A 13,868-nucleotide genomic window follows, 5' to 3' on the forward strand; every position below is an offset into this window, starting at 1 on the left:
TCTCCAGTTTAGGAAGCGAATATAAACGGCGCATAAATAACAAATTACAATTTGGGAAGCGTTACAATAAATCTTGTGCCAACCCCTACCGAGCTGCTCACTTCAATATTTCCCTCGTGCAGCTGCACGATCCTTTTCACGATGGCAAGCCCCAAACCCGTTCGGCCCGAAGCACGTTCCCGTGCGCGATCGACACGGTAAAAACGGTCGAATAGAAAGGGCAAATGCTCGGGAGCAATCCCTTCTCCGGTATCCGAAATGACGACGCGGATATGGGACTGCATTTCCTCCGCATACACTTCAATGCTTCGGCCTGACGGAATATGGCTTGCGGCATTGCTCAGCAAGTTTGTCCACACTTGCATCAGCAGCACTTCGTCTCCCTGAACCGAAATGGACTCCGGAACCGATAGTTTAAGCAGCAAATCTTTCTCTTCCAGCTGCCATTGCAGCATCTCGACGGCTTGACGGATATGGCCGCGCAAGTAAAAGCGCTTCTTGTTCAGCGCCTCTTCCCCTTGTTCCAGCGTAGAGAGCAGCAAAAGTTGTTTGCTTAGCATCGAGAGGTGGCGGCTTTCAGTTTCAATAATCGAGGCATATTGCAAACGTTCCTCTTTCGGCAAATCCCCTTGCGCCAATACTTTGGCAAATCCTTGGATGGAGGTGAGCGGCGATTGGATTTCATGCGATACATTCGATACAAACTGTTGGCGTGCCAGATCGACCCGCTCCAGTTCCCGGCCCATCGTCATAAAATGCTCGGCCAGCTGACCGATTTCATCGCGTCTTCCGGTTTTTAACCGAAGATTGTAGTTCCCTTGCGCAAGGCGTTTGGTTGCTTCGGTTAACCGCGTAATCGGCTTGACGATATAACGAGTGCTCATCAAGAAAAATAATATGCTAATGATGATGGTCAGCGATAAGACCAGTGCAAAGAAGGTACGAAGCTCCCCGAACTGCAGCAGTACATCCGGCCGCATGAACAAGGCATAGGTCTTCCCGGATGTTTGGATGGACACGCCGACCGTATTGCTTAAACGGTTTTCAAAGAAGCCGGTAATGAACGGCTTGTTCGGAAACTGCGCAACACCGTGATAGATGCCTCCGCTAAGGACGAACCGGATGTCTTGCTTATCCAGATCCTGTTCACGGAAGCCCCCTCCATAAAAATGCGATTCTCCTTGCCCATCCGTCACATAGATTTCGTACCCTAACGAGGCTGCATTGCGAAGATATCGCTCCATACCGTCAGGATTGAATTCAATAAAGTCCTTCATCTGCACGGCAATGGAAACAAGCTTCTTATCGTTATAAGGTTTGAGCTTCATATGGTAGTAAATATTTGAACCAAGCAATCCCAGCACGCTGCTGGCGAAGATGACGGCTAATGTGATCAGAAACACGCGATAGTACAGACTCTTCATTTGTCCCTCACCACAATTTTGTAGCCGATGCCGCGAACCGTCTGAATAACAAAATCATCCGCGTAATCGGCAAAACGCTGACGCAGCCTGTTGATATGCACATTAACCGTATTGTCGTCTCCTTCATAATCCTGGCCCCATACGAGACGGATCAACTCTTCGCGGGAAAATAGACGCCCCGGATATTGCGCCAGCTGGGCCAGCAACTCAAACTCTTTCATCGGCAGTAAAATAAGAGATTGGCCGTCGGTCACTTCAACGTTTTTGCGGTCAATGGTAATACGATGCATCCGAATGATGTCATCCGCTGGCCGGTTATAGCGGCGGAACAGCGCCTTGACCCGGAAGAGCAGCTCTTCGGGCTCGAAAGGTTTGGTCACATAGTCATCCGTCCCTCTTAGATAACCTTGTTCTTTATCGGACAACTGGTCTTTGGCCGTCAGCAAAATAATCGGGATATCGTATTGCTGCCGAATATGCTCACACAGCTCAAACCCGTCCATATGCGGCATCATCACATCAATGATCGCAATATCGATCGGCGAGCGTTCCATAACCTTTACCGCCTCGGCCCCGTCTTGAGCTTCGTGCACGCGATATCCTTCACGGGTCATGACGTAACGCACCAGCGCTCTAATATTTGGATCATCGTCTGCCAGAAGCAGATGGTTCAACTTCAAAACCCCCAGTCTCTGTTCCTATTGTTCGTTACAAATTAGATAAACTATGCATCATGTCCTTCTATTCCCCTTCTTCACGAGGAACATCAAAAAATAATAGGTCACAGGGTTACCATTCCCCGTAATGTATCCAAATGGGCGTTTTTTTGCAAGAGCGTTCTGCATTTTATGCAGAATTGGTAGATATGAATGGTCAGGTATTATTGGATGAATCCAAAAAAATAGAGCCAAAGGATTATCAGGATGATGCCGAAACGCTGCAATCTCCAATATTTAAAACCGCCATTCGAAAAACGCAAGATGACCCTGACTTTACGGACTGTTTAATTAATATGGATACATTAAAAATTGTTACCTTTGACGAGTTATTGAACGCAAAAATCAGCTCAGCCGAATAATCGGTAGCTATGTGCGAGTGATTCCATCCTCCCGCAAAAACCGGCCGATAAAGCGCTGGAGAAAGGCGAAGCAAGACATCGGCGCGAAAAAAATTTGGATAGAAATTTGGGGTATTAACGCACAGAGGGCAACTCAAGCGCATACCATGCTACGTGTCGTCTTCCCCGTTTCATTGGACCATTCCGATTGATTGTATTATCAGGTGTAAGGCTACGGCATGTTGAATACCTTTAAATCGGATACCTCATTGGTTTTCGACACCGCCAAAAACGCTTGTTTCAAATTTCCTCTTGCTCAATACTGCCTATCCTGCTATTATGGAGAAGCATAATTTTTGGAAAGCGAATATTCGATATATGTAGGATCTTTCCAAGCAGATAATCTTTGACCACTTCCTTCGGGTAGTTAAGGCCATACGGACAGCCGGGTCAAATGCCGATTGGCAACTTTCGTTGCCTTATTGATTGAGTTAAAAGCTCAAATTTTATAAGTTGGTAACTTTATAACCAGTGCATACGCACACAACTTGTGAAACGGTCAATAAGAGTGGTAAAAGTAATTATTTGCTATATAGACTCTGATCCTAAGGCAATATATTTGAATATTAAGAGCCTTCCATGAAAACGATGCGTTTTATGGCTGACTGGCGAGCGCTTGAGGTTTGTCCTGTCATGCTTAATGGAACTATCTTATTATTTGACTATATCAAGCAAGTGTGATGCGCATGGGTGCGTGTTTCGCTTGCTTTTTTTGTGCCGTTTTACAGAAAATTTTATTTTGGTGAGGAGATTGAGAAATGGGAAAAGCACTAATCATCGGCGCCGGCGGCGTAGCATCTGTAGCAGTTCATAAATGCGTTCAAAACAGCGAGGTCTTCGAGGAAATCTGCATCGCCAGCCGCACGAAGTCCAAATGCGACGAACTGAAAGCCAAATTGGACGGCGGCAAAACCAAAATTACGACGGCTCAGGTCGATGCCAACAACGTAGACGAGCTGATCGCTCTGATTAACGAAGTTAAACCGGATATCGTCATGAACCTGGCTCTGCCTTACCAAGATTTGACGATCATGGATGCTTGCCTGGCTACCAAAACGCACTATATGGACACGGCAAACTATGAGCCGGAAGATACGGCGAAATTCGAATACAAATGGCAATGGGAGTACCGGGAACGCTTTGAAAAAGCAGGAATCACGGCACTTCTGGGCAGCGGATTCGACCCAGGCGTCACCGGGGTATTCTCCGCTTATGCATTGAAACACTATTTTGACGAAATTGAATATATCGATATTCTGGATTGCAACGGCGGGGATCATGGCTATCCTTTCGCAACCAACTTCAACCCGGAAATCAATATCCGTGAAGTGTCCGCCAACGGCCGCTACTGGGAAAACGGGGAATGGATCGAAACGAAACCGATGGAAATCAAACGCGAGTATAACTTCGCCGAAGTCGGCAAAAAGGACATGTATCTGCTGTACCACGAGGAGCTCGAGTCTCTTGCGCAAAACATCCCTGGACTGAAACGCATCCGTTTCTTCATGACGTTCGGCCAAAGCTATCTCATGCACTTGAAGGCGCTTGAAAACGTGGGAATGACCTCCATCGAACCGATCGAATTCGAAGGCAAACAAATCATTCCGCTTCAATTCCTGAAGGCTGTGCTTCCGGACCCGGCTTCCCTCGGTCCTCGGACAGTAGGCAAAACGAACATCGGCTGCATCTTCAAAGGGAAAAAAGACGGCCAAGACAAGACGTATTATGTCTACAACGTTTGCGACCATCAAGAGTGCTACAAAGAAGTGGGCTCCCAAGCCATCTCTTACACGACCGGCGTTCCTGCCATGATCGGCGCGGCGATGGTCCTCACCGGCAAATGGAACAAACCGGGCGTATACAACGTCGAAGAGTTCGATCCGGATCCATTCATGGAAGAGCTGAACAAATGGGGACTCCCATGGGTAGAAGACTTCAATCCGGTGCTGGTGGACGCCCTGCCTGAAGAAACAAAAGAGCCGGAGCTCGTTCGTTAATATGCGGTTCGAGGAGTTACCGACACCTTGTTTTGTTGTCGATGAGGCGCTCATCGAAAAAAACCTGAAAATTTTGAACGGCGTCATGCAGCGTACGGGAGCCAAAATCGTGCTGGCGCAAAAAGCTTTTTCCATGACCGAGATGTACCCGCTCATCGGACAGTATTTAAGCGGCACGACTGCGAGCGGTTTATTCGAAGCACGGCTGGGGCACGAGGAAATGGGCAAGGAAAACCACGTCTTTGCCCCTGCCTACCGTGAAGATGAAATCGACGAGATTGTTTCCATTTGCGACCATATCATCTTCAATTCCTTTTCCCAGCTGGAAAAGTTTAAAGGGAAAGCTCTTGCAGCCGGCAAAAAGGTAGGCCTTCGCATCAATCCGGAATGTTCGACGCAAGTGGGGCATGAAATTTACGATCCTTGTTCGCCGGGTTCTAGATTTGGCGTAAAACAAGAGGATTTCCGGCCGGAACTGCTTGAAGGCGTGACGGGATTGCACTTCCATACCCTGTGCCAGCAGAACTCGGATGATTTGGAGACCACGCTGAACGCGGTCGAAGACAAGTTCGGGCCATGGCTGCCGCAAATGGAATGGATCAATTTCGGCGGCGGCCACCATATCACGCGGGAAGATTATGATATTCCGAGATTGGAAGCATGCATTAAGAGAATGCAGGAGAAATACGGTTTGGAAGTTTATCTCGAACCGGGAGAAGCCATTGCACTGAATGCGGGCTATATGGTTACTTCGGTCCTAGATATCCATCGCAACGGCATCGAGATCGCGATCGTGGACACGTCGGCGACCTGTCACATGCCGGATGTTCTGGAAATGCCTTATCGCCCGCCGCTGATCGGTTCGGGCGAAGCCGGGGAGAAACCGTACACTTATCGCCTTGGCGGTCCGACCTGCCTTACGGGCGACGTCATCGGAGACTATTCCTTCGATCAACCCCTGAAGAGCGGCGACAGATTGGTGTTCGAAGACATGGCGATCTACTCCATGGTCAAAACGAACACCTTCAACGGCATGCCGCTGCCGGCCATCGCCGTGCAGGAGAAAGACGGCAATTGCCGCATCGTGCGCGAGTTCGGCTATCAGGATTTTAAGATGAGACTCGCTTAATGAATAACAAAGCCTTAGCCCTGTCATCAGGGTTAAGGCTTTGTTGCGTTTTCGCCGTTCCTTATGATACGGTTCTCCGCGCTATCTGAAACGGCAAGTTTTTTCACCCGCCGCCTTTTCGTGCTTGGACTTCCTCGACAAAAACCGAAAAGCCTTCACTTGAAAGCATATATCATGATCTTGCAAGACACAAAGACCCCTTTCGCGTGACTTTCGCGGAGGGGGTCTTCAACTTTTTCGGGAGGGATGAACATGCGAACCATCAACACCCGGCAGGACGTCGAAGACCTTCTCCGGGACGGCACTGCGCCCGCAGCGCTGGCAGAACACATCGCCGAGTTCTTTCGGCAACTGGAGGAAGAGTTGGCCGACGACGAGGAAGACGCATTCCGGCTCGACCAGCACGGGCCGATTGTCTTGCTGGAAGCGGGCGACGACCTGCGCGGCCTGAACTTTGCGGGACTGAACAGCGAGAGCGGCGATTTTCCCCGCCGCGCAGTCGAGTTCGTCGAAAAGCTCGACCTTGTCGAAGTGCAGGCGTACAGGCTCGCGGCAATGCTGGACAACGACTTTGTAGTAACGATCTTCACGCTGGCGGGAACACACGACGAGGAGGCGGAGCAATGGCTGAGCGAACAAGCGCAAAGAAGCTAACTGTAAACGAACTGATCGTCCAAAAGCTCAAGGAAACGTTTGACCGCAAGGGTACTTCCCCGGACGAGGGCTCGAACGTCTGGGTCATGGCAGCGGCGGCAAAGCCGTTCCGAGAAGGTGAAGAAAACGGACTGTCTCAGGAACCCGGCAGTCGCAGACCGACTCACCGCGTTCGCGTCGTGCTCCGAACTTCTGACGCGCAGGAAGCGAACCCCTACGTCGACGGCTCGGACTTCTTCCTTGAAGTCGACGAGCGCCAGCAGTCGGCGGAGTTCGTTTGGGAAGAGGAAAGCTTCGCCGACGCCCCGCACCTGCACGGCTCCGAAGTCTTGACCGCAATCCGGTGGACAAGCGAACCGGACGAAGCGCTGCTGTGCGTCCGGCTCGAAGACCCGTTTCAGACCCGGACAGACCAAGCGAAACTGGGAGAAGCAACGAGACAAGGAACGAGCGAGGGGGACGAAACGTGGACGTGACCGCCAACCCGTACGAAACGTACAATCAACTTATCAATGCGGAAGACAGACTGCTCGAGCGGCTGGAAGCGTGCGAACTGGCCCAAAGCTCCATTTTTGACCTGTTCTTCAAGAGCGAAGGGCCTCTCAGTCGCGAAGGGGTCGAAGAGATCCTCCAAGCCGTTCACGCCATCAGCCTGCGGCTCCAGTCCGAGTTGCTGGCCCTCCGTTTGGAGAAAAAGACCGTCGCCCGCCAGTTGAAAAAGTTTACGTAGACCGCGCCGCTCTCCTCCCCTGAACCGCCCTGCCGCACTTTCCAAGCCCCGCAAGGCTTTTCAGCCGCACTCGACCTGCACTTTGCCGCCCTTCCGTTGCCCTGCAGCCAAAACCAAAAAACGGCGCTGCTTTGCTGTGCCGCCTGGACCGAACCAACACGCTTCAAACTTCTGTCGCTGCACGGGAAGAAAGCGCCGCCCTGCCGCACTTTCCACGCGGCTCAAGGGCTTGACTCAGCCCTGAACCTGAACTCAGCCGCCCTCCGGCTTGTCGACCCTCCGAAAAAGTGCGGCTCAGTGCGGTAGCAGGGCGGGTTGTCCAAGCACGAAAAGACACGCCCTGCAAGGCTTTTTCCAAACAGGGCGGCAGTGCGGCTCAAACCCGGCTCTGGGCCGAACCCGCTTTTTGTTGTTCCCTTCACCTCGGCTTGTCGTCCAGCACCGCGTCGATCACTTTCAGCACTTTCTTTTGCTCGGCGGTGCTCCGCCCACGGAGCCTGTCCACGATCTGCCCAAGCGCTGTGTCTCCACCCGCCCCGACCTCCGGTTGGATGTAGCGGAAAAAGTCGACCAACGAGACGCCGAGCGCGTCCGTCACCTTGGCGAGCACCTCGACCGAGCAGGTTTTCTCAGACCTCTCCAGCTTTCCGATGTAGCTCTCGTGGATTTGCGCTTTGTGGGCCAAGTCCTCCTGACTCAAGCCCCTTTGTTTTCGGAAGTGTCGGATTCCCTCCCCGACCTTTTTCATGATTTCACTCACAACGATCACCCTATGCCAACCATAGAACAGCGGGTCAAAGCACCCAAGGGACGATAGGGTAGCCTTCGACAAAAATCTACCCCAAAGGAACTATCTGTGCTAGAATAGGACTGTCGCTGTTCAGGAAGAATCTTCCAGAAGACCAACCACCAAAAACGAGACGGAGAGAGATAGCATGAACAAGAAAACAGCTTTTTCAGCAACAATTCTGCTGCTGGCCATCCTTTTGACAGCGTGCGGCCAAAAGCCGGACGAGCCGACGACTGCCGCGCAATCGCAGGCTGCTTCCCCCGCCCCGTCGGCCAGCCCGCCGCCGTCGCCCCAGTAGAGCAAAAGCGCGGAACAGGAATCAGTGCCGCCGACCAAGCCTGCCAACAGCGCAGTTCCGGAGGAAACAACCGACCCCGACGCCCCTGCTCCGCTCCTGCCGATCGGCAATCTCGAAACGGACGAGAACGGAAACGTTGTGAACGACCCGTCCCAAGCCAACGCAGACGACTCCCCGTCCACCAGTGGCATCACCGCCGATGGATTCGAAGGCTTGGAAATGTACGTCCTGTCTTCTCAATGGTCTTCGAAGGACAAGCAGACGACCGTGACCATCGAAGTGAACAACGGCTCCGACAAGACCGTGGAGGCGGGAAGCAGCAACATTGCCGCGATCACTGTAGATCAGGCCATCGTGGATTCGGGAATCGACCCCTATACCTCCAGAAGAAAGATTCTACCGGGAGGAAAGGCGAAAATTGAACTGGGGTTCAGCGTGAAGCCCGAGGAGATTGCAGGGTACGCGCTAATGGAGGATTCCCTCAGCGACAAACCGCTCCGGGCCATCATCACCAACCCGAACGTCGGAGGAAACTGACGTGAAACTTTGCCAAGGAGGTGAAGAACTCGCTTGAAACTGAACGCAGAAGCGATCACGAAACTGCTCGCGTGGGCTTACGAGAAGGCTGTCCAAGGCGGCGTGCCCAAGACGCAGTCGGCAGCCGAACTGGCTGAGGAGTACATGAAGCGCGAAGGAACCCTGACTGAAAAGGCCAACGCCCTCATGCGCGCCCAAAACACGAAAGCCGCAGCGACTGGCTTCCTGACAGGCCTTGGCGGTCTTGTCACCCTCCCCGTTGCCGTCCCGGCCAACATTGCGAGCGCAATCTACCTCCAGCTTCGCATGGTCGCGGCCATCGCCATCCTCGCGGGATGCGACCCGGAGGACGACCGCGTCAAGGCGCTTTCCATTGCCTGTCTTGCAGGGAACGCGGCAAAGGGCATCCTCAAGAACGCGGGCATTGCTGTCGGAACCAAGCTGACCGAGCAAGTGCTTGCCCGATTGTCCGGCGAAGTCGCCAAAAGAGTGAACCAAGCGGTTGCCGTGAAGCTCGCGGCAAAGCTGGGTCAGAACGGCGTGGCTAGCCTCGCCAAAGTCGTCCCGGTCGTCGGCGGCGTCACGAACGCCCTGTTCGACGGCATCACGACCAACATCGTCGGCAACGTCGCCCGCGACACGTTTGTCGGGAAAACAGTATAAAGAATTTCTCAAGAGCCCTTCGGACAGTCCGAAGGGCTTTTTGCATTTGGCCGGGAGCCCTTGAACTTCGAGGACAAATCCGATCGTCCCCCCTTTTTTCAAAACTTCTCGCGAAAAAAAGAGCTAGAGTGCGATTTTGCAAGATTGGGAGACAATTTCCTCTCAACTGTCTGACCCTTGTCGGACGTTTTGGCGTCGAAGTCCATCGGCAAAAGCCTCACGAACGTTAAAGAGGGGCAGCGTTTTTTTCCTGTTTCCGACCTGTTTCGGGCAATGATTCTTCTCCCCCTTGACTCTATGATATGGACTTAGAGAAAGGGGATGAAAAATGGACAACGAACAGCAAGTGAGAAACCTGATTGACGAAGCGCTGGAGGAGTACGCCAGCGGCAACAGAGGCGCTCCTTTCGAGCAACCCGTTTTGCGGGCGCTGCTGAATGCAAAACAGGAAAACCTTGCCGAGTTCCAGCGACTGAAGGGAGCGCTCGCCGACAGGGGCGTGCCGTTGCGCGACCTGAACGACGCGCTGAAGTCCGAGGCGGAAAAGGCCAAGTTCAACGCGTCCTCCCGTTCGGGCGAAGCCGTCTTGTCCCTCGAACGAATTGAGGACTTAGAGCGAAAGGGCTTCGTCGTCGACCCGGTCAAAGGGATCACGGACATCAACCCCAACCTGTTCGCCAAGTACGTGCTTAAGAAGTTCGAACTGCGGTTCACCAAAGGCGAGCGCTTCTTCCTCTTTGAACGCGGCGTTTGGCGTCATCTCGCCGAGAAACAACTGCAGCGACGACTTACCAGGCTGATCGAGACCACCCAACCGAACGTTTGGCGTCCAGCTTGGGAGAGCGCCTACATGACGACGCTCGCGCGGCTGGCCAAGTCCGTGGAGGAGTTCGACACGTTCCGGAGTCACTTGAACTTGGCGAACGGCATGTTCAACACCGACACGCTCGAACTGGAAGAGCACCACCCGGACTTCCACTCCAGCATCCAGAACCCCTTGGTTTACGACGAAAACGCCGAGTGTCCGAGGTTCTTGAGGTTGAAGTGTTTCAAGGCGACAAGCAAACCATCGGCGTCGTGCAGGAAATGATGGGGTACTGCTGCACCGCAGAAACACGGGCGCACAAGGTCTTCATTCTGGAAGGTGTCGGCTCGAACGGCAAGTCGGTGCTGATCGAGATCATCGAGCACCTGTGCGGGAAACAAAACGTCTCCCACGTCGCAATGAACGAGCTTAGCCAACCTTTCGCTCGCGGCGAACTGGTCGAGAAGCTGCTCAATGTCTCCTCCGAGAACGAGTTCAGCGAAAAGGGGCTAAACACGCAGCAGATCAAGAGCATCGCGGCAGGAGACATGATTCGCGTCGAGAACAAGCACGAGAAAGGGTTCAGCTACCGCCCGGTCTGCAAGCTGCTGTTCGGCATGAACGCGCTGCCCGCCACGATGGACAAGTCGCACGGCTTCTTCCGCCGTTTGGTCATCATCCCGTTCCGGCGCGTGTTCAAGGGGGCGGAGGCCGACAAAATGTTGCTGGAGAAGCTGCTGGAGGAGTTGCCGGGCATCTTCAACTTCGCCATGGAAGGACTGCGGCGCTTGCGGGAGCGCGACTTCGTCTTCTCGGAGGCCGTGGCAATCGAACAAGCAGTCAACAGCTACAAGGCAGAACAGAATCCGGTCATTCCGTTTGTGTCTGACTTCGTCGAGCAGGGAACCGACGATGACCGGGTAAACAAAAACGAACTGTTCGACCGCTTCCAAACGTGGTGCAGGCAACAGGGCGAGACGGATTTCGCGTCGAGGACTTCGCGCGACCGCCGAGTTTTCTGGACGGCCTTCAGAAACGCGCTGCTGGAAGCAGGGATTCCCATACCGGAAGAACGCCAGTCGAACGGTCTCCGGTTCCTTCACGGTTTGAAACTGTTGAAGGAAGCAAAACAGAGCATCGTCGACATTTTCGGTGAAAGCGACGACGCGGCGACTGAAACAGCGCCCGGCCAACGGGAGAGCCAAGCCAACAGCGGACAGAAAGTGACCGCGCGAGTCACCGTTGGCGGCAGGTTCGGCGAACTTTTGGAAGAGGACTCGAACGAGCGGTTGTCTGGGAATGAAGACGACGAGGACTGCGAAGTGTTCGCGTTAGAGGAAGAGTGGGATCACGAAAGCATCCAGTTCGACCTCAACTACCTTCCCGCCCAGATCTTCCACGGAATCCAAGTCAGGGAGTGGCTGGACGGCAAGCCGGAGCACTTTGACTTTGACAACTACCGTTTCCACCTCAGTTCTTGGGGAGGGCAACAGTTCGTCAGTTTGAGGTGCTGAGGCGAAGCTTCTGCTGCTCTGCCGCACTTTCGCCGCCAGCCCAACGGAGCCGAGCAAAGCGCTGGATTCCGCTGGTGAACTGCTGGCGCACTCAGACGCACTCTCGAAAGGCGTTGAACCTGTGCAAAGTGCGGGTCAGGGCGACTCCAGTGCGACTGAGTTTCCAAGCGACGCAACAAAGGGCGACAGGGCGGCACCTTTTCGGTACCGCTCCACTCACCGACAACGGACTAAACATCGAACTTCTCGGCAATCGAGCGTTCGTGAGAATTGCATAAAACAGGGAGGAAATCACATGAAAATGGCAGGAGAAAGCAAGCAACTACAAGTGTCTCGTACGGGCGGACGGGCACGAAAGAACGTTCAGAACTCGGGGTGGGCATCGAGGAGCAGTTGGAAGCAGTCAGGAACAGGTGCAAGGATGAACACAAAATCGTCTTCAAGGAGTTTGTGGACGCAAGTTTTTCCGGCAACTCGATCGAGAAGCGTCCCGCACTCCTCGAACTTCTTCAGGAGATCGAGAACGGAAAGGTATCGGAGCTTTGGGTCTGGAAGGTAGACCGACTCACACGCCGACTTTCCGATCTTTTGCTCATCATGGAGCAGCTCAAGCGTCACAACGTCACCTTGCGCTGCGTGTCCGACCCCAATTTTGACCCGACCACATTCTCCAAGATGGGGATGCAAATCGTTGGAGTCTTGGCCCAGTGCCGCAGAATATCATCGTGCTAGACGCAGTTCAACCTGACTCCCCAGCCGACTTTGAACGAAGGAGGAACCCGCCGATGCAACTCACTGTTGCCGACAACTACCAAACGATGATCGAGCTTCTGTCCGAACTGGTCAAGCGCCACCTTACCCAACCGGCAAGACGGTCCGCCCGCGCGAAAGTCGACGAGCAGACTCTCCTGTTCGTCAATGCCTTTCTGGAGCAAGAAGACGACGAGCAAGCCGATTTCGAACTGACCGCCGAACTCCTCGGAACGCGAGAATTCAGGCGAATTGCTTAGAACAAGGAGGACACGACCACCATGACACTGGTAAAACGAAAAACGCCGCCCCTCAACGTGCTCAAGAACCCCTTTCCTCCGGCTGTTGTCCAGATAGCCATCTACGCTAGAGTGAGTACGGAGGAGCAGGCCGAGCAAGGGTACAGCATCGAAGCCCAGTTGGAGACGCTTCGGGCACTCTGCAAGACGGAGCACAAAATCGTGTTCAAAGAGTACATCGACGCCGGGATCTCCGGCAAGACCATTGACAAGCGCCCCGCTCTCAAGGAGCTTCTCAGGGACGTCGAGAGCGGCCAGATCCAAATGCAACCTTTCACTCATAAAATGTGTCTTATATTTGTAAGGGAGGTGGAAGATCAACTGAAAACGAGAGACAACGTCGCTGAGCCTAACAACTGCGTCAGTCATCAAGGTGCATCCACTCTTCTAAGTCAGTCAGTAGAGACAACTCTATTCAGGAGGAGAATGCGTACTATGACCTTGAAGAAACGCAAACCCATTGCCACGTTACTTGTCGTGCTTGCCGCACTCACCCTTCTCGCCGTTCCAGCAGCCAATGCGAGCCCCGTAAACCCCCATTGGTATGCTGCCCAGCGATTGTCAGTAACCACTACCGGCATCTATTCGTCGATCACGAACGACCAAGAGGACTTGGATCACGTTTCCGGAAGTTTCATCAATAAGGAAATGTGGATCGGTTTTAGCAACACTCGCTGGATTGAAGCCGGAACGACACGCGGCCCTGTAAATAACAGTGATGGCTATGTGGATGACTGGCATGGCCATTTCATCGCCTATCAGACGGCTACGGGAGATTATCATGAGCGAAACGTCGAGACAGAGTATAAAACAGGTACCCACAACTTCCAGATTTCCCGTGACACCATCAATGGTTCAACAAACTGGACCATCTATTTTGATTACAACCGCGTAGCAACCATACCGGCCATCACAAACACAAGCGGTATTAGTCATGATGTCGGCATTGAGAGTAATGATTCGAGTAACTCCTTCACCAGTGGGACATACTCTTCCGCCATGCAGTATAGGAACACATCCGGATCGTGGGTAAATTGGAGTTCTTCTTCGGCCACACGAACCGATCTCACCAATGGAACGGGATGGACCACGACTTACTCCAGCACCAATAACCGTTTAACGTATACTCATTAAATTGAAGCGAAAGGAAGAGCCGATCCC

Annotated in this window: 17 protein-coding genes; 13 read left to right on the plus strand and 4 right to left on the minus strand. The window is 53.1% G+C overall.

Annotated features, from left to right (window positions below):
* Nucleotides 1-44 precede the first annotated feature (44 nt).
* Nucleotides 45-1,424, minus strand: a complete 1,380-nt coding sequence (locus GQY55_RS16515) for a sensor histidine kinase (protein ID WP_160042973.1) — start codon at nt 1,422-1,424, stop codon at nt 45-47.
* Nucleotides 1,421-2,104 carry a response regulator transcription factor gene (locus tag GQY55_RS16520; RefSeq protein WP_160042974.1) on the minus strand — a complete coding sequence of 228 codons (684 nt, stop codon included), beginning with the start codon at nt 2,102-2,104 and terminating at the stop codon, nt 1,421-1,423. The genes GQY55_RS16515 and GQY55_RS16520 overlap by 4 nt, the downstream gene beginning before the upstream one ends.
* 134 nt (nt 2,105-2,238) lie before the next feature.
* On the opposite strand from GQY55_RS16520, the gene GQY55_RS16525 reads away from it, so the two are divergent.
* The 6 genes from GQY55_RS16525 to GQY55_RS16550 all read left to right on the plus strand — a co-directional run bounded on the left by GQY55_RS16525 (nt 2,239) and on the right by GQY55_RS16550 (nt 7,051).
* Nucleotides 2,239-2,502, plus strand: a complete 264-nt coding sequence (locus tag GQY55_RS16525) for a hypothetical protein (RefSeq protein ID WP_160042975.1) — start codon at nt 2,239-2,241, stop codon at nt 2,500-2,502.
* Nucleotides 2,503-3,299: 797 nt separating this feature from the next.
* On the plus strand, nt 3,300-4,538 hold the full coding sequence (locus GQY55_RS16530; RefSeq protein WP_160042976.1) for a saccharopine dehydrogenase family protein: 1,239 nt from the start codon (nt 3,300-3,302) through the stop codon (nt 4,536-4,538).
* Nucleotide 4,539: 1 nt separating this feature from the next.
* Nucleotides 4,540-5,667 carry a carboxynorspermidine decarboxylase gene (gene nspC, locus GQY55_RS16535; RefSeq protein ID WP_160042977.1) on the plus strand — a complete coding sequence of 376 codons (1,128 nt, stop codon included), beginning with the start codon at nt 4,540-4,542 and terminating at the stop codon, nt 5,665-5,667.
* A gap of 252 nt (nt 5,668-5,919) precedes the next feature.
* On the plus strand, nt 5,920-6,321 hold the full coding sequence (locus GQY55_RS16540; protein ID WP_160042978.1) for a hypothetical protein: 402 nt from the start codon (nt 5,920-5,922) through the stop codon (nt 6,319-6,321).
* Entirely contained in the window at nt 6,291-6,797 is a 507-nt protein-coding gene (locus tag GQY55_RS16545) for a hypothetical protein (RefSeq protein ID WP_160042979.1), read from the plus strand. Before GQY55_RS16540 ends, GQY55_RS16545 begins: the two co-directional genes overlap by 31 nt.
* Nucleotides 6,788-7,051, plus strand: a complete 264-nt coding sequence (locus GQY55_RS16550) for a hypothetical protein (protein WP_160042980.1) — start codon at nt 6,788-6,790, stop codon at nt 7,049-7,051. Before GQY55_RS16545 ends, GQY55_RS16550 begins: the two co-directional genes overlap by 10 nt.
* Before the next feature lie 418 nt (nt 7,052-7,469).
* On the opposite strand, the gene GQY55_RS16555 is transcribed toward GQY55_RS16550, so the two are convergent.
* Both GQY55_RS16555 and GQY55_RS31460 read right to left on the minus strand, forming a co-directional pair.
* Nucleotides 7,470-7,799 carry a helix-turn-helix domain-containing protein gene (locus GQY55_RS16555; protein WP_268895030.1) on the minus strand — a complete coding sequence of 110 codons (330 nt, stop codon included), beginning with the start codon at nt 7,797-7,799 and terminating at the stop codon, nt 7,470-7,472.
* Between the two features lie 132 nt (nt 7,800-7,931).
* Nucleotides 7,932-8,144 carry a hypothetical protein gene (locus tag GQY55_RS31460; RefSeq protein WP_236575662.1) on the minus strand — a complete coding sequence of 71 codons (213 nt, stop codon included), beginning with the start codon at nt 8,142-8,144 and terminating at the stop codon, nt 7,932-7,934.
* A 19-nt stretch (nt 8,145-8,163) separates the two neighbouring features.
* On the opposite strand from GQY55_RS31460, the gene GQY55_RS16565 reads away from it, so the two are divergent.
* From GQY55_RS16565 to GQY55_RS16595, 7 genes are all read left to right on the plus strand, one after another.
* Nucleotides 8,164-8,676: a hypothetical protein gene (locus GQY55_RS16565; RefSeq protein WP_160042983.1), complete on the plus strand. Its 513-nt coding sequence runs from the start codon at nt 8,164-8,166 to the stop codon at nt 8,674-8,676.
* A gap of 33 nt (nt 8,677-8,709) precedes the next feature.
* Complete coding sequence (locus tag GQY55_RS16570; RefSeq protein WP_201452171.1) at nt 8,710-9,339, plus strand: EcsC family protein; 630 nt, start codon at nt 8,710-8,712, stop codon at nt 9,337-9,339.
* A 328-nt stretch (nt 9,340-9,667) separates the two neighbouring features.
* Nucleotides 9,668-10,429 (plus strand): hypothetical protein, encoded by a 762-nt coding sequence (locus GQY55_RS16575; RefSeq protein ID WP_160042984.1) that lies wholly within the window; start codon nt 9,668-9,670, stop codon nt 10,427-10,429.
* On the plus strand, nt 10,360-11,658 hold the full coding sequence (locus tag GQY55_RS16580; protein ID WP_160042985.1) for a DNA primase family protein: 1,299 nt from the start codon (nt 10,360-10,362) through the stop codon (nt 11,656-11,658). The genes GQY55_RS16575 and GQY55_RS16580 overlap by 70 nt, the downstream gene beginning before the upstream one ends.
* A gap of 375 nt (nt 11,659-12,033) precedes the next feature.
* Nucleotides 12,034-12,390 carry a recombinase family protein gene (locus GQY55_RS32090; RefSeq protein ID WP_373309254.1) on the plus strand — a complete coding sequence of 119 codons (357 nt, stop codon included), beginning with the start codon at nt 12,034-12,036 and terminating at the stop codon, nt 12,388-12,390.
* 53 nt (nt 12,391-12,443) lie between these two features.
* On the plus strand, nt 12,444-12,668 hold the full coding sequence (locus tag GQY55_RS16590; protein ID WP_160042987.1) for a hypothetical protein: 225 nt from the start codon (nt 12,444-12,446) through the stop codon (nt 12,666-12,668).
* 21 nt (nt 12,669-12,689) lie between these two features.
* Nucleotides 12,690-13,841, plus strand: coding sequence for a recombinase family protein (locus GQY55_RS16595; RefSeq protein ID WP_160042988.1), 1,152 nt, complete (start codon nt 12,690-12,692; stop codon nt 13,839-13,841).
* Nucleotides 13,842-13,868: the final 27 nt, after the last annotated feature.

Source organism: Paenibacillus sp. USDA918EY, assembly GCF_009870825.1.
Lineage (GTDB): Bacteria > Bacillota > Bacilli > Paenibacillales > Paenibacillaceae > Paenibacillus_AQ > Paenibacillus_AQ albilobatus.